The sequence below is a fragment of the Desulfovibrio biadhensis genome (genome assembly GCF_055388615.1).
The window spans coordinates 123,760-145,455 of record NZ_AP042477.1 but is presented as its reverse complement, the minus strand read 5'-3'; the positions used below and the strand labels follow the sequence as shown (position 1 = coordinate 145,455).

The window sequence follows — 21,696 nt, the reverse complement described above, 5'->3', positions numbered from 1 at the left end:
GCTTTTACACGTTCGTAAAGGTGAAGTCTCTGTCCTGGAAGAGGTGCAGGCAGGCATCCACAGCCAGGGGATCATATATGTTCCCCTTGTTTTTTGTGATTTCTCCCAGCGCAATATCCAGTCCAAGCGCTGCGCGGTAAGGGCGGTGGGAGGACATGGCTTCCACCACATCCGCCACCATGATGATCTTGGCTTCCTGCAGGATTTGCCCGTCCGCGAGACCCCGCGGATAGCCCGAACCGTCCAGGCGCTCGTGATGCTGCAGCACTATTTCTGCCACAGGCCAGGGAAAGGAAATCCCCTGTAAGATGTCATACCCCGCTTCCGAGTGGGTTTTCATGATGCTCATCTCCAGGTCGCTGAGCCGGGTCGGCTTGGAAAGTATCTCCGCGGGGATATACATCTTACCCAGATCATGCAGCAGAGCGGCGACACGCACGCCTTCAATGTGGTCGTCCTCCAGGCCCAATTGCCTTGCAATGGCGCTGGCAAGCTGGGCCACGCGTTGCTGGTGCCCTGCCGTATATGGGTCGCGTTTTTCTGTCGTCATGGCCAGGGCCGCAACGGTTTCCTCAAAAGTTCTGCGCAGATTCCTAAAGGCCTTGTGCAGTTGCTCCTCGGACTGGCGGCTCTGGGTCACGTCGCGCAGCACAAATACAACGCCGCCGGCGCTGGCCTGGTCCGCCTGGATGGAAGACACGGTTACGTCGACGGCACGGGCGGCGGTCCCGTTTGCTCCTGGCAGAATTGCGCCCTGGACCCGCATGGAGCCTTGCTGCAGTCCTTTTTTTACGAGGCCGGAATGACGTTCGCCGCTTTTTTCATCGGAAAGCAGAATCATTTCGTCGAATGGCTTGCCCACCGCCTCGGTGCGGATGATGCCCAACAACTTTTCTGCAACCGGATTGATGAGGCGCACGTTGCCGTCTTCATCTGTAGAGACAACGGCGTCGCCAATACTATTGAGGGTGGTGGTGTGCCAGCGCTCCTTTTCCTGCAGGCGGCACTCCATCTTGTGCTTGTAGAGCGCCATTTCTATACAGGTCTGGAGTTCGCGGTCCTCAAATGGCTTGAGGATGTAGCCAAAGGGCTCGGTTATTTTGGCGCGGTCGAGAATTTCCTCGTCGGCGTAGGCGGTAAGGTAGATGACCGGCACGGTGCAGTGCTGGCGTATGCGCGCAGTGGCTTCGATGCCGTCAATCTCGCCGGGCAGCATGATGTCCATGAGGATGATGTCCGGCGCCGGCGCCAAAAGCCTGGCCTGCTCCACTGCCTCTTCCCCGCTGGTGGCTACATGGGGCGCATTGTATCCCAGGTGCTGCAACCTGCGTTGCACATCCATGGCTACGATGGGTTCGTCTTCGACTATGAGAATATTGGCTTTGGTCATTTGCAAAAGAACCTGGTTCTTGCACGCCCCCCAGGGGGGCTATTGGAGAATGCATCCTTGAATCGTGAACCAACGCATAGCCTTAATGTGCTATGGCATGCAAGGTGTTTGATCCAGCGTAATAAAAATCGATTTTTAACTATTTGAAAAGTCATTGCATGCGCTGGATGATGTCCTGGAGCGCAGTAGACAGTTCTGGAAAGGCAAAGGCGTACCCCTTGTTTTCCAACTCCCGAGGCAGCACCCGTTGCCCTCCAAGGACGAGCTCTTCCGCCATTTCTCCCATGGCCAGCTTCAGGGCAAAGCCCGGCGCAGGTAACCAGGAAGGCCTGTTGAGCGCCCTGCCGAGTTTTTCGCCAAATTCCTTGTTGCGAACAGGGGCTGGCGCAGTGAAATTGAAAGCACCTCTGCAGGATTCATTCTCCACGCAAAAAAGCATGGCCTGGACCTCGTCCGTCCTGTGGATCCAGGACATCCACTGCTTGCCACTTCCGATGGGGCCGCCGAGAAAAAGCTGGAACGGGGTGAGGAATTTGTCCAGAACACCGCCTTCTGTGCCGAGAACGATGCCCGTGCGCACGATTATGCGCCTGACGCCCATGGCTTCAATATCCAGGGTGGAGGCTTCCCATTCGCGGGCAACGTCTGCCAGAAAGCTCATGCCCACAGGTGGGGGCGAGTCGCTTTCGGTCAGAATCTCATTGCCGCGATTGCCATAATACCCGATGGCAGAGCCCTGCACGAGGATGGAGGGTGGCGTTTGCACTTTTTGAAAGGCCTGGACCAGAGCCTGGCCGGCTTCAACACGACTGCTGCGGATACGTTCCTTGACTTCGGGCGTCCAGCGGCTGTCGGCAATGGATGCGCCCAGCAGGTTCACCACCACATCGCCACCAGAAATTATTGCAGCCAGACGGTCGGGGTCTTTAGCATCCCAGGCTACCAGCTCTGCCTTGCCGAACTGGTCGAAGAGGCCTTCATATTTCTGCGGCGAGCGGGAAGGCACAACGGCCTGCCACCCTTTGCGCAAAATGGCCCGCGTAAGCTCGCGGCCGATAAAACCTGTGCCCCCTAATAGTATCGTACGCATCACTGTATCCTTTTCTTTCGAAATGTATGACCTGAACACAATCGGTAACACAAAGGACAGGAGCGAACAACATGGCGGCCGTGAAAGCCGGTGCCTTTTTCATTAAAAATAATGGCGCGTATCGCGGAAGCGAGGTGCATGCCGCCACATACTTGCATGATGTTTTGAAATGCTTACCATACAAAAATACGAGCTATTACGCAGCATGATATCTACGAACGGAGAAAGCTATGGAACAAACGATCAATACCGTGTGTCCTTCCTGTGGCGGCGTGAACCGGATTATCCAACAGAAACTTGAACAGGGGCCGACTTGCGGCAAATGCCAGGGCCCGCTCATTCTCGGTAAACCGGTTGAACTGGATGGGGCAAGGCTGCAGCGGTTTTTGGAAAAGGGGGAAATGCCCCTGCTGGTGGATTTCTGGGCGCCCTGGTGCGGACCGTGCAGAGCCATGGCCCCGGCCTTTGAGCAGGCAGCCGCCACCCTTGCTCCCAATGTAATTCTCGCCAAGGTCAACACACAGGACAACCCAGACGTGGGGCAGCGCTTTGGCATAAACTCCATTCCCACCATGATGCTCTTCAAGCCCGGGCGCGAGCCTGCCCGCGTTTCCGGCGCCATGAGCGCCCAGAACATAGTACAGTGGGCGCAGTCTCAGGGGTAAAACAATGTCGGCGTATGCTGGAATCTTTATGTCAAATCTAACATAATGTTGTTATAAATTGGGTAGATACAGGTTGACAGAGTGCGTTTTATGAACGTAGGAATTCCTTTATACGAGGGATTTTTGTTGTTGAAATCCGCTGGTTCATAAACTGCAACCACGAGGAGCCTCCATCATGCGCTGTGTATTGCTGTCTTGTTTGGCTATGGCGTTACTTGTACCACTGCTTTGCGCAGTTCCCGCCAGTGCGGAACTGTCTGGAAAACTGGTCATCTTCCATGCAGGCAGCCTTTCCGTTCCTTTGGGGGAAATGGAAAAAGCCTTTGAAGCCAAGCACCCCGGGGTGGATGTGCAGCGTGAAGCCGGCGGCAGCACCAAAATGGCGCGGCTTATTTCTGAAGAAGGCAAACCTGCCGACTTGATGGCTTCCGCCGACTACGTGGTTATCGATAAGAACCTGATTCCCAAGCTGGCTACGGTGAACATCCGGTTCGCGAGCAACCGTCTGGTGCTGTGCTATACGGACAAGAGCCGTTTTGCAGACGAGATCAATGCCGACAACTGGTATGAGATTCTGCAGCGCAAGGACGTAGTATGGGGGCACTCCGATCCGAACCTGGATCCCTGTGGCTATCGCAGCCTGATGGTTATGCAGCTTGCCGAGAAATTCTACGGCCAAGAAGGCCTTTACAAAAAATTGTTGGCAAACCGCCCCGAGGAAAATGTCAAACCCAAGGCCAAGGAACTCATTGCTCTGCTGGAAAGCGGCAAGATGGATTACGGCTGGGAGTATCTCTCCGTGGCGGTGCAGCACGGTCTGAAATACGTAGAATTGAACGACCATATTAATCTTGGCAACTACAAGATGGATCCCTTCTATAAACAGGCCAAGGTGGAAGTCACGGGCGGTAAAAATGGTAAAACCATCACCCGTACGGGGAAATCCATCACCTATGGCATCACTATTCTGAACGACGCCGCCAACAAGGAAGCGGCAACTGCCTTCCTGGCTTACATGCTGGACCCTGAAGGTGGCCTGAAGATTCTGCAGGATCTCGGTCAACCCCCGTTTATTCCTGCACGTGTACCTACCCAGGAGATGCACCAGGCCCTGCCTGAAGTCTTGCAACCCCTGGTTGAAGTTAAAGAGTAAAAAAGTGGCGCGGGAGTTGGCAACACAACTCCCGGCGCCTTTGTCCACACTCCCCCTCGGGCGGCTCTCTTTGTAAAGGGCTGCCCGGGGGGTTTTTGTCTGGCTGCAACTTTCTCAAAGCAAAGCCGGACCTCGTCTTAAAAAAGGTGCGAACGTTGCGTTTTTGTAGTACATTGCCTCCAACGTCCCGTAACATCCCGGTGGATTTCATGCACCGATCAAGCAAACGGGAAGGGCGGCCATGTTCCTTTTCAGGCGCAAACCTCGCGGTCCAGAGATATGGGATTACCCTGACAGGGAGTCCCTGAACCGCTCGGGTGCGGCATTCGTGCGCGAGATGGCGCGGCTGCGGACACGAAAAGGCGAGCCCTTCACCATTTGCATCAGCCCTGCTCGGGAGGTTCTGGACCTTTGCGAGCTTCTCCCCTATGGGCCGCAGCATGCGGCCATGCAGTGGGACCTCGTGCACCTTTTCTGGGCCTGGGATAAACGCGCTGTGGAAGGGGCGGGCGAGAGCCTGTTCCATACCTCGCAAACACGGCTGCGTGAGCGTTTGCCCATTCCCGATACCAATCTACACCCCATTCCCGTGAATAAAGGCGAAGAGTCTGCCGTGGCCCTGTATGAACAGGAGATGGAGCGCTTTTTCCGTACATCGGTATCGCCCCATACTTTGCCACCGTGGGATATGCTGCTGCTCGACGTGGGGGCGGGCGGCAAGCTCGGCGCGCTCGATACCGGCGACCCCGCACTGGACAAACCCTCGCGTTGGGCCTCTCCCCTGCAGGATGGCTCCGTGGGCTTGACCCTGCGGGCCATGGAAGGCGCTGAGAACGCGCTGCTTATTGCAACTGGTGCATCCCTACGGGAGATGGTGGACCTGGCTCGTGCGCCCGATGAACGGTTCCGGACCCTGCCTGCCGGCGCCATTGCCCCCCGGGGCCGGCGCGTCTGGCTCACGGATCAGATGTAGGGCGAAGAGCATCCATCATTGGCGCTTCCTGATTGTGGATTCCCGCCTTCGCGGGAATGACAGGAAGGAGTGGCAGTGCTTTGCGTATAAGACACGCTGCCTGCTTACTCGCCGCCAGCGTCCATGAAGACACCTACACGACCACCAACACGCTCGTTGCGTCGTGTCATCCCCGAGTTCATCGGGGATCCAGTATTTATGTATTTCTTGTAGCTGTTGCGTCTGGCTGTTGTCTCAGGGTGCGCGCGAATACTGGATTCCCGCCTTCGCGGGAATGACAGGGAGGAGTGGCGACAGGGGGTACAAAGGGTGGTGCGCTGGCGTTTTGCAAAACACTTGCAGGGCAACACTTTTTACACGACCACCAGAACATTCATTGCTCCGTGTCATCCCCGAGTTCATCGGGGATCCAGTATTTTTAAATTGCTTGTAGCCGATGCGCCTGGATGTTGTCTCAGGGTGCGCGCGAATACTGGATTCCCGCCTTCGCGGGAATGACAGGAAGGAGTGGCAGTGCTTTGCGTATAAGACACGCTGCCTGCTTACTCGCCGCCAGCGTCCATGAAGACACCTACGCGACCACCAGCACGCTCGTTGCGTCGTGTCATCCCCGAGTTCATCGGGGATCCAGCATTTATGTATTGCTTGTAGCCGATGCGTCTGGCTGTTGTCTCAGGTGCGCAGGAATACTGGATTCCCGCCTTCGCGGGAATGACAGGGGGGTGGGGCAGTGCTTTGCGCATAATACATGCTGCCCGCTTACTCGACATTAGCGCCCATGAAGACACCTACATGACCACCAGCACGGTCATTGCGTCGTGTCATCCCCGAGTTCATCGGGGATCCAGTATTTATGTATTTCTTGTAGCTGATGCGTCTGGCTGTTGTCTCAGGGTGCGCGCGAATACTGGATTCCCGCCTTCGCGGGAATGACAGGGAGGAGTGGCGACAGGGGGTACAAAGGGATGGGCGCTGGCGTTTTGCAAAACACAAGCAGTGCTACACCTTTTACTCGACCACCAGAACATTCATTGCTCCGTGTCATCCCCGAGTCCATCGGGGATCCAGCATTTATGTATTGCTTGTAGCCGATGCGTCTGGCTGTTGTCTCAGGTGCGCAGGAATACTGGATTCCCGCCTTCGCGGGAATGACAGGGAGGAGTGGCAGTGCTTTGCGCATAATACATGCTGCCCGCTTACTCGACATTAGCGCCCATGAAGACACCTACATGACCACCAGCACGCTCATTGCGTCGTGTCATCCCCGAGTTCATCGGGGATCCAGTATTTATGTATTTCTTGTAGCTGATGCGTCTGGCTGTTGTCTCAGGGTGCGCGCGAATACTGGATTCCCGCCTTCGCGGGAATGACAGGGAGGAGTGGCGACAGGGGGTACAAAGGGTGGTGCGCTGGCGTTTTGCAAAACACTTGCAGGGCAACACTTTTTACACGACCACCAGAACATTCATTGCTCCGTGTCATCCCCGAGTTCATCGGAGATCCAGTATTTTTAAATTGCTTGTAGCCGATGCGCCTGGATGTTGTCTCAGGGTGCGCGCGAATACTGGATTCCCGCCTTCGCGGGAATGACAGGAAGGAAAGGGGCTTTACAGTTAAACACGATGCAGCTGGCCTGACTACTCCTCCTCGCCCAGGGCTTCAAACCCCGCGATGACGTCGAAGAGTTCTTCGGTAATGGCCTTCTGCCGGGTCTCGCGGTATTTGGTTTCCAACTCTTCCTGAAGGTCCTGGATATTCTTTTCCGCGGCCTGCATGGCGGCCAGCCGTGCAGCGTTTTCTGCGGCCATGGACTGGGCGAACCCCCGGTATATGGAAATGAACAGATATTGGGAGAGCAGGTCGCGGAAGGTATGCTCCGGGCCAGGACCCAGCAAGGGAAGGGAGCGCCCCGGCCAGCCCTTGTCCCCAAGCTGCTCGAACCATGTTTCGTCCAAAGGAAACAATTGGAAGGAGCGCGGCGTATAGGAGCTTTGCCCTTCGAGTTGGTTGTGCAGCAGCAAGAAGCGTTGCGATGCGCCTTGAGTGTGCAGGCCGGTGTAGGCTTGCAACAGTGCGCCTATCTGCCGCGTTATTCCAGGCAGAGTCCCGGGGAGGGAAAAGTGGCGCACGGGGGGCAGGCCGGCATCCTCCATGGCTGCGCGGATGCGTTCTCCTGAAGTCCATATATGCACTTCACGTTTGCGTTCGCGTTGGGAGCGGATCACGTTTTTGGCGGTCTCTGCGATTGTTTCGTTGAACTGCCCGCACATGCCCTGGTCCGAACCGATGACAAAGACCACGCAGCTTTGCGCAGCAGCTAGGGGCAGAATCCGCCCATGAGTAGGAAAAAGAGCGCGCCAGCTCAGATTCACTACACGCTCGTAGTGCCCCAAGGATTCTACGGCGCGTTCGTAAGAGCGGATATTCACCGCGGCCAGGCTCTTCATGGTCTTGACCACGGAGAGCAGGTCCTGGACCGTGCTCAGCTTTTTTTTCAGGCTTTCCTGGGTCTGCATGGTATCTCGTCACGGATGCCGGATCAGGCCGCGTCGCGTTCCTGCCCCTGCTCCGAGCTTTCTTCGTCTTCTTGCGGGTAGGCTGCGTCAACAATGTCTTTGGCAGCGTTGACGATGTCTTCCCAGAGTTCATTTTTGTTCTGCTTTGAAAGGGATGTGTCCCGTATACGGCCAGCAATGTCCGCAGGGATGTTTTCCAGCAGCATCTTTTCCGCAGCCTCGATTTCCTGTTCCGGAACATGGTCCAGCACGCCTCTGGAGGCCGCCACGAGTACGAAGACTTGTTCCTCTGGTTTGAGCGCAGCGGATTGGTGCTGTTTCAGGATAGCGCGGATGCGCTTGCCATGCTCAAGGTTGTTGCGGGTATCGGCATCCATGCGGGTGCCGAACCGGGCAAAGGATTCCAGTTCCTCAAACTCGGCATAGGAGAGCCGCAATTCGCCGGCCAGGCCCGAATAAGAGGGGAGCTGCGCCTTGCCGCCTACACGGGAAACGGAGCGGCCGATTTCGATTGCCGGCAGGACACCCTTCTGGAACAGCTCCGGAGACAGGAATATTTGCCCATCCGTAATGGAAATGAGGTTCGTGGGAATATAGGCCGAGATGTTCTGCGCCTCTGTTTCGATGATGGGCAGGGCCGTAAGGGAACCGCCCCCGTATTCCTCGCGAAGATGGGTGGAACGCTCCAACAGGCTGGAGTGGATGTAAAAGATGTCTCCAGGATACGCCTCACGGCCTGGGGGGCGCCGCAGCAGCAGGGAAAGCTCGCGGTAGGCAATGGCGTGCTTTGTCAGGTCGTCATAGATGATGAGCACGTCCTTGCCCTGGGACATGAAGTGTTCGGCCACGCTCGTAGCCGCATAGGGCGCAACATATTGCAGCCCAGGGGGGGAGTCGCCTTCCACAACCACCATGATGGTGTGCTCCATGGCCTCTTCACGGCGCAGTTCCTCCAGGGCTTTGGCCACGCTGGAGCCGCGCTGTCCAATGGCGCAATAGATACAAATCACGCCGGATTCACGCTGGTTGATCATGGCGTCGAGGCCGATGGCTGTCTTGCCGGTCTGCCGGTCGCCCAGAATCAGTTCACGCTGCCCACGTCCTACAGGGAGAACGGCGTCAATAACCTTGAGCCCCGTTTGCATGGGTACATCAACAGGGGCACGGTGCATGATAGGGGGCGCCTGCCGTAATACAGGCAGGGTCTGGGACGTGTTGACCGCGCCTTTTCCATCCAAAGGGGCGCCCAGAGGATTCACCACGCGCCCGAGAAGTCCTTGCCCCACGGGAACGCTCAGCACCTGACCGCTACGTGTGGCCTCACTGCCGGAACGCAAATCATCGCCCGGTGTCAGCAGAATCACGCCGACTTTGTCCTTTTGTATGTCCAGGGCCATACCCAGGGTGCGCTGCCCGTCTTGGGCTTCTCCCAGGTAGACAAGTTCTTCGCTTTTGACGTGGTCCAGCCCCTTTACCCAGACGACGCCGCGCCCCACAGAGGTGACGCGCCCCACTTCGTTGATTTCCGGAGAAGGGGTGTAGCTGTCGGCTTGGTCCTGCACCGTGCCGGTGGCGCGATCCAAAGAATGCTCCAGGGTTTCGCGTACCTGCTGGCGATCATTGTCAGGAAGCATTGTTTACTCACTATTGTTTGCTGTGGACGGTGTTTCCTCTTCGGAAGCATCCGCCGCACCATGATTTGCTTTTTGCCTATCCGGTGCTTCGGGATTGTCCGGAAGCTTTGCGAAAACGTCCATCACACGTTCTTCCAGCCCGCTGATGTAGCGCTGCGCGTTCCAGGCCACCTTGTCGCCCTCAAACCGGCATTCGATGCCAAAGCCGAGTGATGCGTCTTGTTGGAACTCGACTGACTCCAGGGACGGCCAGTGTTTTTGGAGATCCTTCTGCAAGCGCTCCTGCAGGGCGTCGTTTGGGGGAAAGCCTGTCCGCACCTGCACCTCCCGGGGGGCAAGACCGCCGTTTTGGGGTAGCAGTTCAAGCATCTTTGCGGCCAGCCGGTCCTGGAGTTCTGCATCGGCCAGGTCATGCAGCGCTTTGCGGCAGACGGACAGGGTGGCTTCGGCAATGCGCGTTGTCAGCGTGCGCGCAAAGGCGTCGCGCTCTTCTTGCAGGGCCTGTCGCCATTGTCGGCGTTGTTCGTCCACCTCTTGTCTGGCTTTTTCCATGGCCTGCTCGCGGTAGCGCCCTGCTTCTTCCTTGGCCTTGTCCAGCACTTGCCTGCGCTCCTGGTCCAGGTTGTCCCGCGCTTCTTCCAGCTTGCTTTTTTGCGCAGCGGCTTCCTTGCGAGAGTTTTCCGCCTGTTCCAAATCCTTTGCGATGCGCTGCTTGCGTTCATTCATGGCGCGGCGCAAGGGCTTGTACAGCACGTACTTGAGCACCAGCACAAGAAGCAGGAAGTTGATTGCCTGGGCAGCAACTGTGAACCAGTCTATAAGCACGGTTGGTTAGCCTCCGTTAGACGCCTGTTCGATGAAGTAGTTCCAGAACGGGTTTGCGAACAGCAGAATCATGGACACCACAAAACAGTAGATTGCAGTGGATTCGATCATGGCCAGCCCCACAAAGAGGGTTCTGGTGATGGTGCTGCTCTCATCCGGTTGCTGGGCTATGGACTGAAGGGCCTGGGCCACGGCGCGCCCTTCACCAAGGGCAGGGCCAATGGCGCCAAGTCCGATGCCAAGGGCGGCGCCGAATGCGGATACGGCTCCGATGATTCCGAGATTGTCCATGCGAAACCTCCTCAGGTTTGTTCGCTTGTTTCTTGTTGCCGCTCTTCATGGGCCTCCATGCCGGAGGCGATGTACACGGCGGCGAGAATAAAGAAGATGTAAGCCTGCACCATACCGGTCAAAAGTCCCAACAAATCCATGAGTACGGGCACCACCAAAGGGGCGATGAGCAGCAGTATCGCGCCAATGGTCTGGCCACTCATGAGATTGCCGAAAAGACGGACCGCCAATGCCAATGTACGGCTGAATTCGCCGATAATGTTGAAAGGCAACATCATGGGCGTTGGTTGGGCATAGCTTTTAAGATAGGTCCACATTCCCGTATTCATGACGCCCCAGATAGGCACGGCCAGGAACACCAGAAGCGCCAGCCCCGCTGTTGTGGAAAGCGAACCCGTGGGCGCCATGTAGCCCGGAATGGGCTGCAGCAGATTGCTTACGGCAATGAACAGCAGCAGGGTGGCCAGAAAGGGCAAATAGGGCCACGGGTCGCGTTTGAGCACATTGCGCAGCTCGCTTTCTATTATCTGCAGCAGGCTTTCCATGGCGTTTTGCAGCGGGGGCAGTTCGTCAGGGCTTTTGATGTTCACCTTCAGCCGTCTGGTCGCCAGCCAGGAAAGGACGATGAGCAGCAGCATGACCGCCCATGTGAGCACGATGGTCAGGTTGAGCTTGAAATCGCCCCATTGCGCAAGAACTATCCAGTCCGGCGTAATGTTCATGCGTTGCTCCTTCTGTGCTTGAGGGCCACCTTTGGCCCCAGGCGACGGGACAGTAACAACCGCGTGGCAATGACGCCCGCCACTGCAGCCAGACAGGCCTGGGCTCCGAATCCTGTCAGCGCAATAAAGCCGGCAACCAGCACGGCGAGCCGCAGCAGAAAGCTCAGCACCCAAAGCATGTTTGGGCGTTTGCTATGGGGCAGGGCTTTGACGGTAAACCACAGTCCGCCGAAGAACAGCAGGCCAAGGAGCGCCCCCCATATAAAAGAGAGGGTAACAAGAAGAATCGGCGTCATTCGTTACGCTCCTTTTCAATGGTATCCCGCTGGCGTTGGATCCAGAACCAGGCGTTGAGCATGCCTATGATGAGGCCGATGAGCAGCAGCATCAGCGTCCAAGAGCGGGGGGAGTCGCTGCGCGCATCGATCCATATTCCCAGGAAAACGCCCAAAACGGTGGGGATGGCCACACTCCAGCCTACGATGCCGAAGAAGCCCAACCCGAACCATACGTCGTGGTTTTTTTTGGATTGGGCGCGGATTCTGCGTTGTTCCTTGTCGTGCACTTCTTTTGGAAAGTGCTGTTCGGCCGTATCCGGCTTCTTTTTTTCGTGCTTTTCAGCCATGGTCGAACCCCACGAATCGTCTGACGAAATTTGCTTCCAGCCGGGCAATGGATGTGCGAGATTTGCGTTCCTGCTCGCTCTGCACACGGGTCATTTCGCGCACTGCATCTTCCAGTTCGCCCAGTTCGCCTTTGGCCGCATTGGCGCAAGCCACCAGCACGTCATCGCCCTGCTTGACCAGCAGCCCCCGATCAAGGGCCAGGAACGTCTCCTTGCCTGGCGTCGCCTGCCCCCCTTGTTGTGCTGCGTCCTGCTCCGGCACATACGAGAAAAGCCCCGGCACCAGGGACGAAACAAAGTCAACATGTCTGGGTAACAGGCAGAACCCGCCAAGGGGGCCTTCAGCCTTCACCTTGCTGACTCTGGTGGCCAGAAAGATTCTGTCGGGGAGCGATATCCTCAGGAACATCGCCTTCTCCTGGTATTTGCAGGGTGGTGGCGCTCAGGGAGCATCACGCTTCCTCCTCCTGGGCCTCTTCTTCCTCTTGGGCGACGTCTTCCGGCATCTGGACCTCATCTATGGCGCCGATCATGTACAATGCTTTTTCGGGCACCTTACTGAAGGCGTCATCCAGGATGCGTTCGCACCCTTTGATGGTATCTTCCAGGTCCACCAGGCGGCCTTCCTGCCCGGTGAAGTGCTCTGTGGTGTAGAAAGGCTGCGTCAAAAAACGCTCCAGCCTGCGGGCCCGGTACACTGTGCTGCGGTCTTCACGGGAAAGTTCCTCTATGCCCAGCATGGCTATGATGTCCTTGAGCTCTTCGTAGAGGGCAAGGGTTCTGCGCACCTCCTGGGCAACATCATAGTGGCGTTGCCCCACAACGCGGGGGGTGAGCATCATTGATTTTGATTCCAGCGGATCAATGGCTGGGTAGAACCCTTGGCTGGCGCGTTTACGCGAGAGCACTATGGAGGCCGAAAGGTGTGAAAATGTATGTACAGCCGACGGGTCGGTGAGGTCATCCGCCGGTACATACACGGCCTGGATGGAGGTGATAGCCGCATTCTTGGCGCTGGAGATGCGCTCTTCAAGCTCTGCCAGTTCCGTGGCAAGGGTGGGCTGGTAACCCAGCCTGGAGGGCAACCGCCCCATAAGCCCTGAAAGCTCCATGCCTGCTTGGATGAAGCGAAAGACGTTGTCGATGAGCAGCAACACATCCTGTTCGCGGTCATCGCGGAAATATTCGGCCATGGTCAGGGCCGTGTGCCCCACCCGAAAACGGGCTCCGGGCGGTTCGTTCATCTGGCCAAAAAGCATCACCGTGTTGTCGCGCACGCCAGCGTCGCCCATTTCTCGCCAGAGCTCTTCTCCCTCGCGGCAGCGCTCGCCGATGCCGCAGAAGATGGAAACCCCCTTGTGCTTGCCGACCATGTTGTTGATCAGTTCTGTGATGACGACGGTCTTGCCCACACCCGCGCCCCCAAAAAGGCCGGCCTTGCCGCCACGCTCCAAAGGAACCAGCAGGTCCATGGCCTTGATGCCTGTGAGGAAGACTTCGTCTTTGGTGATGCGCTTGGAAAGCGGTATTGCGGGCTGATGCACGCTGCGGCGTTCTACATCTTCCAAGGGGGGCATGCCGTCGATGGTCTTGCCGAATACATCCAGCATTCTGCCCAGCAGCTTGCCATCCACGGGCGCGGAAAGCGGTGCGCCGTCGGTTTCCACTGCGTCCCCGCGCCCCAGACCTGATGTCGGTGTGAGGGCGATGGCGCGTACTGTCTGCTCGTCAATATGGCTGACCACTTCGAGCATGGCTTCTCCGGCGGGAACCAGGGCCTGGATCGGCGGGATTCCCTGAGGGAAGTGCAGGTCCACTACGCTGCCGCGTACGGAAACGATTGTTCCGCTGTAGTTCTGATTGCTCCCTCCTGTTGTTCCGGAGGATTCTTGATTCTGTGGCATGCGCTCTTGTCCTTGTTTTACTATCTTTTAGTGCACCGTGGCTGTGATGCCGTCCGGAAGCTCGAATAGTTCGCGTTCTGTTTGTAAAGAATATCTTTTTCCGGCCACAGGCTGCCTTAGTGATTGATCCAAAGCACCGCCCCGGTGAGCTGTTTGAAAAGTATGGAGCTGGCGGACCCCATGAACAATCGTTGCAGCAGGCCGCCCCCGCTTCCTGTGCGACCCATGGCGACGACGGCGAAGCGTTCCTTGTCTGCCTGCTCCAGAATCACGGCGCCCACATTGTTAGCACTCACGATTTTGGTATGAATGCGCTCATCTTCCACCCCGTTTTCCAAAAGCAGGTTTCTGCACTCCTGGAATACTATGTCGGCGTCGTGGTCGTCCTTGTCTTTGACAATGGTCAGCATGGTAATGTCGTGGCGCTTTTGCGGGGCTGTGATGAACCCTACATGGTCGGCCATGCGCAAAGACGGGGCAGAACCGTCCACGCACAGCAGCACATTGCGGCGGTCCTGTTCGGGGTGGCGGCAAATCCAAAAAGGAAAGGGCAGGGTGCTTTCCAGAAATTCACGGGTCACGCTTTCCCCCATGCTTTCTTCCAGCCATGTGACGCCGCGGTGCCCCAGCACAACGGCGTCATAGAGACCTCGGTCAGCTTCCAGCACGATGTCTGAGGCGGTGGACATGGTGCCGAAGTTCATTTTCGTCTCCATGTTCTTGTGTGTAAAACCGAATCGGGAGAGCACTTCCTTGGCATGTTCCAGGGCACTGTTGCCCCGCTCCTCTCTTGCCTTAAGTTGTTGTGTGGAGAGCCGGTGCCCGACTTCACTGTGCAAAGGCTTGTGCGGCGTTGGCGCGGTATAGAAAAGCGTCACCTTCAGTTCGCTTCTGTCACCGAAAAAATACCCCACAAATCTGATGCCAGAGAGCGCGGAGGGGTCATCGGAAACGGTGACAAGCAGATGCTGGTTCATTGGGTATCCTCCGGGGCGTCGGTGAGTGGGGTGTTGGTGGAGTGCGCGCCTTCCAGAATGGGTTGAAAATACATGGTGACGGCAGCGCCCTTGCCTTGGGAGCTGGAAAGCTGCACATCGCCGCCGAATTCGTCCACAGTCTTCTTTATCATGGCCAGCCCCATGCCGTAGCTCTGGCTTTTGGTGGAATAGAAAGGACTGAACACTTTTTCCATGGCTTCAGGGCTGATGCCTGCGCCTTTGTCCTTGACCCGGATGAAGACCTTGTCGTTTTCAATGCCTGTGGTGATGCTTATCTCACCACCCTCCGGCATGGCTTCCATGGAATTCTTGATCAGATTGACCAGGCATTGCTTGATGGCTTCGGCCTCGCCTTTGGCCGTAGGCAGGGAGCGTTCGGTCTGGATGTCCAGCTTGTAGCCCCTGCTGGCATAGCCCATGCGCATGATGTCCACGGTCTGCTGGGCCACGCGGTTGATGTCGCATTCCGCAACCTTGATGCCGGGGCTGCGGGAAAAGTCCAGCATGCTTTTGAGCATGTGGTCCAGCCGCTTTGTCTCTTCGCTGATGATGGTCAGCTTCTCGCGCTCCTCGTCGTTCAGGTTGTCGGAACGCATAAGCGAGCGCGTGAAGCCGGATATGGCAAAAAGAGGATTGCGTATTTCATGGGCCAGATAGCCGGAAAGTTCGCCCAGCAGCGCCATCTTGTCCAACTGCTGCTGGTGGCGTTCGCGCATGGTCCGGGCCGTTATGTTTCGGCGCAGGAGCAGAATATGGGTCATGTGCCCTGTGGAGTCGTGCACAGGGTAGCTGTAGACGCGGTAATAGACGAGCTGCCCCTGTTCGTTGACCCGTGTAATCAGCGCTTCGGCCTTTTTGCCCGAGCTCAGTGTCGTATCATAGGGGCAGTTGGGATCGGGGCCGCTCTGGCAGAAGCATTCTCCCGCCTCATCGGTCTGGATCAACCAGCAGGCCTTGCCCATGGTCAGGTCGGTTCCCTTTGGAGTCGCGGCAAGGCGTTCGCGTATGTTCTTGTTCATGTCCACCACGCGGCGCTCCTTGTCCAGGAGCAGGATATCCTCGTTGACTTCATCCATGACCGCGCGCAACAGCGCCTTGTGGCGGTCCAGGTCCTTGCGGCAATGCTGCCCTGCCTGGAGCATGTTGTGCATGCCGCAAAAAAAGACCGCTGCGACATGGTCCACCAGGGATACTTCGTCAGGGAGATTCTGGCGCAGACGCCTTGCCTTGAAACGGTTGCCCACCAGCTCGATGAGCAGGCCGATTTCGGGATGCGCCTCCAGCATTTCCCCGCAGGTTTCGTATACGGGGATGTGCTTGTTCCGCACCAGGGCCGCCTTGCGCGGGTCGGCCGTCTCAGCCACGGCCACCAGCCGCATCATGGGGAGAAAATCGTGGTAGAGCTCGTTGGAAATAATATCCAGAATGGTCACGAACCCCGGCCCTGTGCCAACGATGCCGACCTTGAACTCCAGGGACTCCATTTCCCAGAGACAATAATCCTCGATCGCTGCCGTTGCGGCGCGTTCTGTCTTTGCGGTTCCGTGCTGTGTGATCTCTGGCTCGGAAGCGTCAGGGGTGAAGTCCGGTAGCATGTGTCATCTCCATGGGCGTTCAGGTAATCGCAACATGATCCATAATACAGAATGGAACGCCATAACTACGTGTTATGCACCAGGGGGGCGCCTATTGCAAACCAGATGGAAAAATCTCCCCCAAAAATACCGGTCGGTTGGGGAGGTAGTCTGTTCGTGCAGCGGTTTGTGTCAGGACATTTCGGAATCCTGGCGGCTGGGGTCGCCGTCTGTCGTTGTTTCCTCTTCCTGCGAAGCTGCATTTTGGGAACCATGGGCTGCGCCCACACAATCTGAAGCAGGAGGGTGGGGCGCTGTCTGCAGCATTGCGTCAATTTCCGCGGCCATGGTCTCCAGAAAACCGCGCACGCTTTCCGAGCGCGCCATGACCATATCGAGCTGTCGGGTATGAATGGTCAGGAATCCCACGATCATCAGCAGTTTTTCCATGCGATGCTGTGGCATGCCTTCGGCGCGCGCAGCCAGGGCGTCTTCCATGACATGGGTCTGAAAACCATGCGGGTTAAGCAGATTCTGGATGAGCTGGGTACGCCCGATGCGGCGGTCCATGCTGGCGGCGCCCCCTTTGAACCGGAACGTTACGTAGTTTTCACGGTCCCGGTCGCCCACAAGCGCCTCCACGGTGGAAAAGTGGAACCCGAAACGCGATTGCAGGCTGCAGAAATTGCGCGCGATCATGAAATAATTGCGCGCCGTATAGTGGGAGGGCATCGCCGGGTCCAGGTGCGGATTGCACGTGGCTTCCATGAGGATGGACATGAATCCCTTGGCGTCCACAGGAGGGGGGCCAGCCCAGGGTTTAGCGCTTATGCCCCTCCATAACGCCAGCATGGGGATGGAGCAGATGTCTTCCAGCCGGACGAAACGGGCGTCTGCCTGCTGTGCAGGGGAATCGGGCCTGATGCCGTCGTCCAGGTCCATGATCCAGAACTGCATGGGCGCGTCGGTGTAAAGCTGTCTGCTGCTGCGCTCGGAAAACTGGTGGCGCTGGCCAAACTGGAACATTTCGATGACGGCCCGCTCATGGCAATAGCGGGTGATGTCGTGGAGCGTCCGGCAATTTCTGGGTTTGAAGTCCGCGCCCTCGGGGTCCACCAGGGCCAGAGGCAGGATATGCTCCGCAGCGCTGCGCAAGGTCTCGTATACAGGCGTGCCGAGCATGGGCTTATGTACGGTTTTGCGGGCCTCCATCAGGTCCTGGCGTTCACCCGCATAGATGTTGCCCTTGTCGCCATCCACGGTGACCGCGGACACGGCATGTTGCTGCAAAGCCGCCACTGCGCCTCGCAAACCGAGAACAGCGGGAACGCCGAATTCCCGCGCCACGTTGGCCAGGTGCCCCGTTACGCTGCCGCGCTCGGCTATGAGCGCTGCGGCCCTGGGCAGCAACGCAGCCCATCGCGGCAGTGAATGGGCAACAACCAGCACCCCGTTTTCCGGAAACGTCAAGGCGTCGGCCTCGCGCAGCACCACATAGACCGCGCCTGACGCCAGGCCAGGAGAGGCAGGAACACCGCCGCTCAGGATGGGCTTGTCCAGGCAGTGGAATTGCGAATTCGCAGGGCGCGCGGGAGGTGGTGCGGCTGTTGCCTCCGACGGGTGGGGTTTGTCCGCTGGCTCCTGCTGTCCGTCTTCGGGCACGGGAGGGGCGCTGCCGCCCTCGTTCTGAAGGGCTTCCTCTTCGCTGGACTGCAGGCGCTTCAAGTGCAGCGCCGTGGCAAGGGGGCGTGTTTGCACCAGCACCAGCTCATCCTCTGGGGTGAGCACCCACTCCACGTCCTGGGGCAGGCCGTAGTGGGCCTCCAGCTCCATGGCCAGCGCGGCGATACGCATGGCCTGATCATCGGTCAGGCTGGATGCGGCGGCTTGCGTTTCGGACAGCTCCTGCCGGGTAAGGCCTTCCCCTTCGCGGCACATGTAGCGCCAGGACTTGTGCGGCGTCTGCCGGGCTTCAAGCGTATGCGGCGGCTGCCGGGAAAGGCGCAATGCATCTACAGGGGCGCTGCCGTCCACTACACCTTTTGGCAATCCCCATACGGAATTGACCAGCACGGTTTCAGAATCGAGTTGCAGGGGGTCGCGGGTGTAGGCAACGCCCCCTGCCTGGGCGTTCACAACAGGCAGAACACCCACGCACATGGCCACGTCTTCATCGCGTATGCCCTTGTGCAAGCGGTAGGCCATGGCTTGCAGCGTGTATTTCCCGGCGACGATCTCCTTGTAGACCTGGCAGGCGCTTTCCACAGCCACATTCAGTTGTGAACGGTACTGCCCCGCAAAGGAGGCGCCGTGGGTGTCTTCGCCCAGGGCGCTGCTGCGCATTGCCAGACGCAAGGGGTCGTACCCTTTGGCGCGCAAGGCTGCACACCCCTCGGCGATTGCCTGCTCCAGTTCTTCCGGCATGGGGGCCGCCATGATGCATTGCTGCAGTGATGCGCTGAGCGCAAAGAGCTTGTCCATGCCGCTTTCAGGGCCGCTTTCCGCACCGCTTTCGACTTCCGATGCCTGCAACCTGCGGTCTATCTCGCGCTGCAGGTCGTTGTGCTGCATGAACATACTATACGCCGCCGCCGTGAGCACAAAGCCATCCGGCGCTTTTTTGCCCAGATCGTTTTTGGCTTCTCCCAGGGTGGCCATTTTAGCGCCTACCTGGTTGGCGTTTGCCGCGCTGATGGTGTCCAGCCAAAGGGTAAGAGGCCCCTCCGTGACCATTTCCCTGGCTGACAGGGACTGGTCGATGCGCTCTTGAATGTCGCTGAAGCGCGAGAACAGTTTCTTGTAGTTTTCTTCGGGCGCCAGTTCGTTCAGGTGGCGGACAATCTGGTAGACCCTAGCCGCAACATCCGTGCAGGCGCCCCTGACAAACGTCATGGAAAAGGGCTCTTCGCCCTTGAGAGCCTTCTGGATGCGGGTCATGGTATCCAGGGCGTTGTTATTGGATGTGAGCAGCAGCTGAAAATGGTGGTAACGGCTTTGAAAGTCTTCGCGCAGGCGTTCCTGCCTCGCTTTGGGTTCTTCCTTGAAACGTTTGAAAAATTTTCGGAAGCGGGAAAAAGCCATGAAGACTCCCTTTCGCCATTCGGAAGTGGCATTCTTCGAAAAAATGGCCGGAACCCGTGAGGGAGGGCCCCGGCCGAGTACTTGCCCCGCCCTTGCTATGCTGCATCACAAGGGCGGTGGCATGAAATGGAGACAGCGCCAGTAAAAGGAGTGCGCCAACTCCTTGCTCCTCGGCTATACCTCCTTTTTTACCTTGGATTTCGTCATGGTCAAGCCGATACCATTGAAAAGATCGTAAATGGCGAAACCGTACCACAGGGTATAGACCACGTAGAAAACGAGCAGCGCTATGACGGTGAATGCCTTGGAGCTGACGTCTTCCGCCTGGATGCCGAAGAAGTTGTAGGATGGCTCCACGGCCTTTTTCAGGGTCATGTTCACGGCGTTGGCTTCCTGCACCAGTTTCTGCTTCTGCATGGGGATGACGGAAAAGGTCAAAAGCTTCCACCATGCGCTCATGGCTTCTTTACCGCTCATGCCGTACGCTTCTTCCAAAGGCTTGGCATTGTTGCTGAACATGGCGTCCGAGTCGTCGGCGACCGCCATGAGCAACTTGCCCAGATCGCCGGAGTAGGTGATCTGGCCGTCGCCATCGGCCTGGGCCTGCATCCCAATGGCTTTGAGCAAGGTCAGCGCCTTGTCCGCGTTAGCCCCTTCCTTGAACCTGGCGGTCACTTCCACGTTGGTGCCTGCGTATTTTTTGGCTTCTTCTTTCACGTTGGGAATGAAGTAGGAAGACCCCTTGGAGAGTTTGTTGAACAGTTCATCGGCCCAATGCAGGCTGTTCTGGTTGCCGAAGAAGTCGAACGGAATGAATATGAGTACGAAGATCACCAGGAAAGAGCCCATAAGCAGCAGGCCCATGGTGAATTTTTTCTTGTCTCTGATGGCCATGGAACTAGCCCTCCTCTCTGAGCTTGTTGATATTCGCGAAGAACTTGGAGAATATCCACGCGCCGAAGATACAGACCGTTATCCAGAATACGATGTTCCCTACGAATTCTATGCCGTTGACCAGCCCCATGGGCAGGTCGATCATTTCCATCTGCACAAGCTTTTTAGGCAGCGTGCTTGCGCGGTTCACGAATCCCGCAAGGATGGCCACGGCGTAAAAACCGCGAATCTGGATGCCTTTGACCACCTTGGTGGTCAGCGCGCCGACCTGGATGCCCAGCAGGGAGCCTACCAGCATGCCGATGGCCAGGGTGTAGAACACGTACCCGTAAATAGCGTACTGGGAGATGGAGGCCAGACCTGCGGTGAAGATGATCTGCAGAATGTCGGTGCCCACCGTGGTCATGGAGGATACGCCAAATACGTAAACGAACATGGGGAAGGTGACGAAGCCGCCGCCAACGCCCATGATGGCCGCCAGCAGACCAACCAGCACGCCGCCAGCCGCCACGACCCAGCCGGAGAGTTTACGGCCGCCCGGCACCAGATCTTCGTCAAAGGTGATCATGGGCGGGATCTTGAGGTTCTGCAGCGAAGCCGCCAGGGAGGTGGTGTCACTAGGGCCGCCGTGGGCATCGTGATCGCCGCCGGATGGCTGCCCTTTTTGGGCGCGGGTGGACTTGATGAAGTCGGTCATGGCGTAAATGCCAAGGAACCCTAACAGAACCGCGTAGATGGAGCTGATGAAAAGCTCGGAAAGCAGGGGTTCCTTATTATAGAGCGCCTTGTTGATAAAGCCGCCGATGAATGTGCCGCCACTTGCGCCCACCAGAAAGGCGATGGCCAGTTTGACCGACACGTTGCCCAGCTTTTTGTGCACCGTGGTGCCCATGATGGCCTTGGCAAAGATGTGGAACAGGTCCGTACCGACGGCCAGGATGCCTTTGATGCCTGCCGCCATGAGCGCAGGTGTGATGATGAAACCGCCGCCTGCGCCGATACAGCCTGTGATGAGGCCAGCTATCAGCCCGACCAGAATGGACGCCAGGAATATCTGCGTTGTGTAGAAGGCCGGCGCATAGGCCGTCTTGCCACCCAGAAAGTCGCCTGCTTCCACCAGACTCACGCCCAGCACGGGCAGCATGAGCACCAGCAGAAACAATAGTTTTTTGCGATTCTTGAGAATGGACGTCGATACTTCCATGTCCCACTTGGCATGGGCCACGGATGCCGACTTCAGGAATTCGTAAACTTGTCTCGGGAAGTTCATTGAGAGCGCTCCTCTTTGCGTCCTGTTGGTATTGCCCCTGGTTTTTTGCAGCCAGGGGAGAGTTTTTCCCTTTACCCCTTGCCTGGTGCCA

General features: G+C 57.5%; 20 protein-coding genes. 3 read left to right on the top strand and 17 right to left on the bottom strand.

What is annotated here, in order from left to right; translation table 11 throughout:
- Positions 1-4 precede the first annotated feature (4 nt).
- On the bottom strand, positions 5-1,390 hold the full coding sequence (locus tag ACZ5EH_RS00600; RefSeq protein ID WP_464276203.1) for an HD domain-containing phosphohydrolase: 1,386 nt from the start codon (positions 1,388-1,390) through the stop codon (positions 5-7).
- A 151-nt stretch (positions 1,391-1,541) separates the two neighbouring features.
- On the bottom strand, positions 1,542-2,480 hold the full coding sequence (locus tag ACZ5EH_RS00595) for a TIGR01777 family oxidoreductase (RefSeq protein ID WP_464276202.1): 939 nt from the start codon (positions 2,478-2,480) through the stop codon (positions 1,542-1,544).
- A gap of 230 nt (positions 2,481-2,710) precedes the next feature.
- Here ACZ5EH_RS00595 and trxC point away from each other — a divergent pair, with 230 nt between their 5' ends.
- From trxC to ACZ5EH_RS00580, 3 genes are all read left to right on the top strand, one after another.
- Positions 2,711-3,145 (top strand): thioredoxin TrxC, encoded by a 435-nt coding sequence (gene trxC, locus ACZ5EH_RS00590; RefSeq protein WP_464276201.1) that lies wholly within the window; start codon positions 2,711-2,713, stop codon positions 3,143-3,145.
- A gap of 175 nt (positions 3,146-3,320) precedes the next feature.
- Positions 3,321-4,298, top strand: a complete 978-nt coding sequence (wtpA, locus tag ACZ5EH_RS00585) for a tungstate ABC transporter substrate-binding protein WtpA (protein ID WP_464276200.1) — start codon at positions 3,321-3,323, stop codon at positions 4,296-4,298.
- A gap of 241 nt (positions 4,299-4,539) precedes the next feature.
- Entirely contained in the window at positions 4,540-5,271 is a 732-nt protein-coding gene (locus tag ACZ5EH_RS00580; protein ID WP_464276199.1) for a 6-phosphogluconolactonase, read from the top strand.
- A gap of 542 nt (positions 5,272-5,813) precedes the next feature.
- Here ACZ5EH_RS00580 and ACZ5EH_RS00575 read toward each other — a convergent pair.
- From ACZ5EH_RS00575 to ACZ5EH_RS00505, 15 genes are all read right to left on the bottom strand, one after another.
- The gene (locus ACZ5EH_RS00575) at positions 5,814-6,014 is read right to left on the bottom strand and encodes a hypothetical protein (RefSeq protein WP_464276198.1); all 201 of its coding nucleotides are present in this window, start codon (positions 6,012-6,014) and stop codon (positions 5,814-5,816) included.
- 894 nt (positions 6,015-6,908) lie between these two features.
- Positions 6,909-7,787: a F0F1 ATP synthase subunit gamma gene (locus ACZ5EH_RS00570; protein WP_464276197.1), complete on the bottom strand. Its 879-nt coding sequence runs from the start codon at positions 7,785-7,787 to the stop codon at positions 6,909-6,911.
- A gap of 23 nt (positions 7,788-7,810) precedes the next feature.
- The gene (locus tag ACZ5EH_RS00565; protein WP_464276196.1) at positions 7,811-9,421 is read right to left on the bottom strand and encodes a F0F1 ATP synthase subunit alpha; all 1,611 of its coding nucleotides are present in this window, start codon (positions 9,419-9,421) and stop codon (positions 7,811-7,813) included.
- Positions 9,422-9,424: 3 nt separating this feature from the next.
- Positions 9,425-10,246 carry a F0F1 ATP synthase subunit B family protein gene (locus ACZ5EH_RS00560; protein ID WP_464276195.1) on the bottom strand — a complete coding sequence of 274 codons (822 nt, stop codon included), beginning with the start codon at positions 10,244-10,246 and terminating at the stop codon, positions 9,425-9,427.
- 6 nt (positions 10,247-10,252) lie between these two features.
- Entirely contained in the window at positions 10,253-10,537 is a 285-nt protein-coding gene (locus tag ACZ5EH_RS00555) for a F0F1 ATP synthase subunit C (RefSeq protein WP_464276194.1), read from the bottom strand.
- A gap of 11 nt (positions 10,538-10,548) precedes the next feature.
- The gene (locus ACZ5EH_RS00550; RefSeq protein WP_464276193.1) at positions 10,549-11,259 is read right to left on the bottom strand and encodes a F0F1 ATP synthase subunit A; all 711 of its coding nucleotides are present in this window, start codon (positions 11,257-11,259) and stop codon (positions 10,549-10,551) included.
- A complete protein-coding gene (locus tag ACZ5EH_RS00545; RefSeq protein WP_464276192.1) occupies positions 11,256-11,555 on the bottom strand; it encodes an N-ATPase subunit AtpR in 300 nt (99 codons plus the stop codon). The genes ACZ5EH_RS00550 and ACZ5EH_RS00545 overlap by 4 nt, the downstream gene beginning before the upstream one ends.
- Positions 11,552-11,884: an AtpZ/AtpI family protein gene (locus tag ACZ5EH_RS00540; RefSeq protein WP_464276191.1), complete on the bottom strand. Its 333-nt coding sequence runs from the start codon at positions 11,882-11,884 to the stop codon at positions 11,552-11,554. Before ACZ5EH_RS00540 ends, ACZ5EH_RS00545 begins: the two co-directional genes overlap by 4 nt.
- Positions 11,877-12,293, bottom strand: a complete 417-nt coding sequence (locus ACZ5EH_RS00535; protein ID WP_464276190.1) for a F0F1 ATP synthase subunit epsilon — start codon at positions 12,291-12,293, stop codon at positions 11,877-11,879. Before ACZ5EH_RS00535 ends, ACZ5EH_RS00540 begins: the two co-directional genes overlap by 8 nt.
- Before the next feature lie 43 nt (positions 12,294-12,336).
- Positions 12,337-13,788: a F0F1 ATP synthase subunit beta gene (atpD, locus tag ACZ5EH_RS00530; protein ID WP_464276189.1), complete on the bottom strand. Its 1,452-nt coding sequence runs from the start codon at positions 13,786-13,788 to the stop codon at positions 12,337-12,339.
- A gap of 116 nt (positions 13,789-13,904) precedes the next feature.
- Positions 13,905-14,765: a universal stress protein gene (locus ACZ5EH_RS00525; RefSeq protein WP_464276188.1), complete on the bottom strand. Its 861-nt coding sequence runs from the start codon at positions 14,763-14,765 to the stop codon at positions 13,905-13,907.
- Positions 14,762-16,381, bottom strand: a complete 1,620-nt coding sequence (locus tag ACZ5EH_RS00520; RefSeq protein WP_464276187.1) for a sensor histidine kinase — start codon at positions 16,379-16,381, stop codon at positions 14,762-14,764. Before ACZ5EH_RS00520 ends, ACZ5EH_RS00525 begins: the two co-directional genes overlap by 4 nt.
- A gap of 171 nt (positions 16,382-16,552) precedes the next feature.
- On the bottom strand, positions 16,553-19,441 hold the full coding sequence (locus tag ACZ5EH_RS00515; RefSeq protein ID WP_464276186.1) for a PEP/pyruvate-binding domain-containing protein: 2,889 nt from the start codon (positions 19,439-19,441) through the stop codon (positions 16,553-16,555).
- A 174-nt stretch (positions 19,442-19,615) separates the two neighbouring features.
- The gene (locus ACZ5EH_RS00510; RefSeq protein ID WP_464276185.1) at positions 19,616-20,335 is read right to left on the bottom strand and encodes a hypothetical protein; all 720 of its coding nucleotides are present in this window, start codon (positions 20,333-20,335) and stop codon (positions 19,616-19,618) included.
- Positions 20,336-20,339: 4 nt separating this feature from the next.
- A complete protein-coding gene (locus tag ACZ5EH_RS00505; protein ID WP_464276184.1) occupies positions 20,340-21,605 on the bottom strand; it encodes a sulfite exporter TauE/SafE family protein in 1,266 nt (421 codons plus the stop codon).
- Between the last annotated feature and the right edge of the window lie 91 nt (positions 21,606-21,696).

Bases quoted from the DNA above. Each gene is read 5' to 3' on its own strand.
- ACZ5EH_RS00505 (WP_464276184.1), bottom strand. From the start codon at position 21,605: ATGAACTTCCCGAGACAAGTTTACGAATTCCTGAAGTCGGCATCCGTG.
- ACZ5EH_RS00520 (WP_464276187.1), bottom strand. From the start codon at position 16,381: ATGCTACCGGACTTCACCCCTGACGCTTCCGAGCCAGAGATCACACAG.
- ACZ5EH_RS00570 (WP_464276197.1), bottom strand. From the start codon at position 7,787: ATGCAGACCCAGGAAAGCCTGAAAAAAAAGCTGAGCACGGTCCAGGAC.
- ACZ5EH_RS00550 (WP_464276193.1), bottom strand. From the start codon at position 11,259: ATGAACATTACGCCGGACTGGATAGTTCTTGCGCAATGGGGCGATTTC.
- ACZ5EH_RS00575 (WP_464276198.1), bottom strand. From the start codon at position 6,014: ATGCGCAAAGCACTGCCCCACCCCCCTGTCATTCCCGCGAAGGCGGGA.
- ACZ5EH_RS00525 (WP_464276188.1), bottom strand. From the start codon at position 14,765: ATGAACCAGCATCTGCTTGTCACCGTTTCCGATGACCCCTCCGCGCTC.
- trxC (WP_464276201.1), top strand. From the start codon at position 2,711: ATGGAACAAACGATCAATACCGTGTGTCCTTCCTGTGGCGGCGTGAAC.
- ACZ5EH_RS00595 (WP_464276202.1), bottom strand. From the start codon at position 2,480: ATGCGTACGATACTATTAGGGGGCACAGGTTTTATCGGCCGCGAGCTT.
- ACZ5EH_RS00600 (WP_464276203.1), bottom strand. From the start codon at position 1,390: ATGACCAAAGCCAATATTCTCATAGTCGAAGACGAACCCATCGTAGCC.
- ACZ5EH_RS00540 (WP_464276191.1), bottom strand. From the start codon at position 11,884: ATGGCTGAAAAGCACGAAAAAAAGAAGCCGGATACGGCCGAACAGCAC.
- ACZ5EH_RS00510 (WP_464276185.1), bottom strand. From the start codon at position 20,335: ATGGCCATCAGAGACAAGAAAAAATTCACCATGGGCCTGCTGCTTATG.
- ACZ5EH_RS00580 (WP_464276199.1), top strand. From the start codon at position 4,540: ATGTTCCTTTTCAGGCGCAAACCTCGCGGTCCAGAGATATGGGATTAC.
- ACZ5EH_RS00555 (WP_464276194.1), bottom strand. From the start codon at position 10,537: ATGGACAATCTCGGAATCATCGGAGCCGTATCCGCATTCGGCGCCGCC.
- ACZ5EH_RS00565 (WP_464276196.1), bottom strand. From the start codon at position 9,421: ATGCTTCCTGACAATGATCGCCAGCAGGTACGCGAAACCCTGGAGCAT.
- ACZ5EH_RS00545 (WP_464276192.1), bottom strand. From the start codon at position 11,555: ATGACGCCGATTCTTCTTGTTACCCTCTCTTTTATATGGGGGGCGCTC.
- atpD (WP_464276189.1), bottom strand. From the start codon at position 13,788: ATGCCACAGAATCAAGAATCCTCCGGAACAACAGGAGGGAGCAATCAG.
- ACZ5EH_RS00515 (WP_464276186.1), bottom strand. From the start codon at position 19,441: ATGGCTTTTTCCCGCTTCCGAAAATTTTTCAAACGTTTCAAGGAAGAA.
- wtpA (WP_464276200.1), top strand. From the start codon at position 3,321: ATGCGCTGTGTATTGCTGTCTTGTTTGGCTATGGCGTTACTTGTACCA.
- ACZ5EH_RS00535 (WP_464276190.1), bottom strand. From the start codon at position 12,293: ATGTTCCTGAGGATATCGCTCCCCGACAGAATCTTTCTGGCCACCAGA.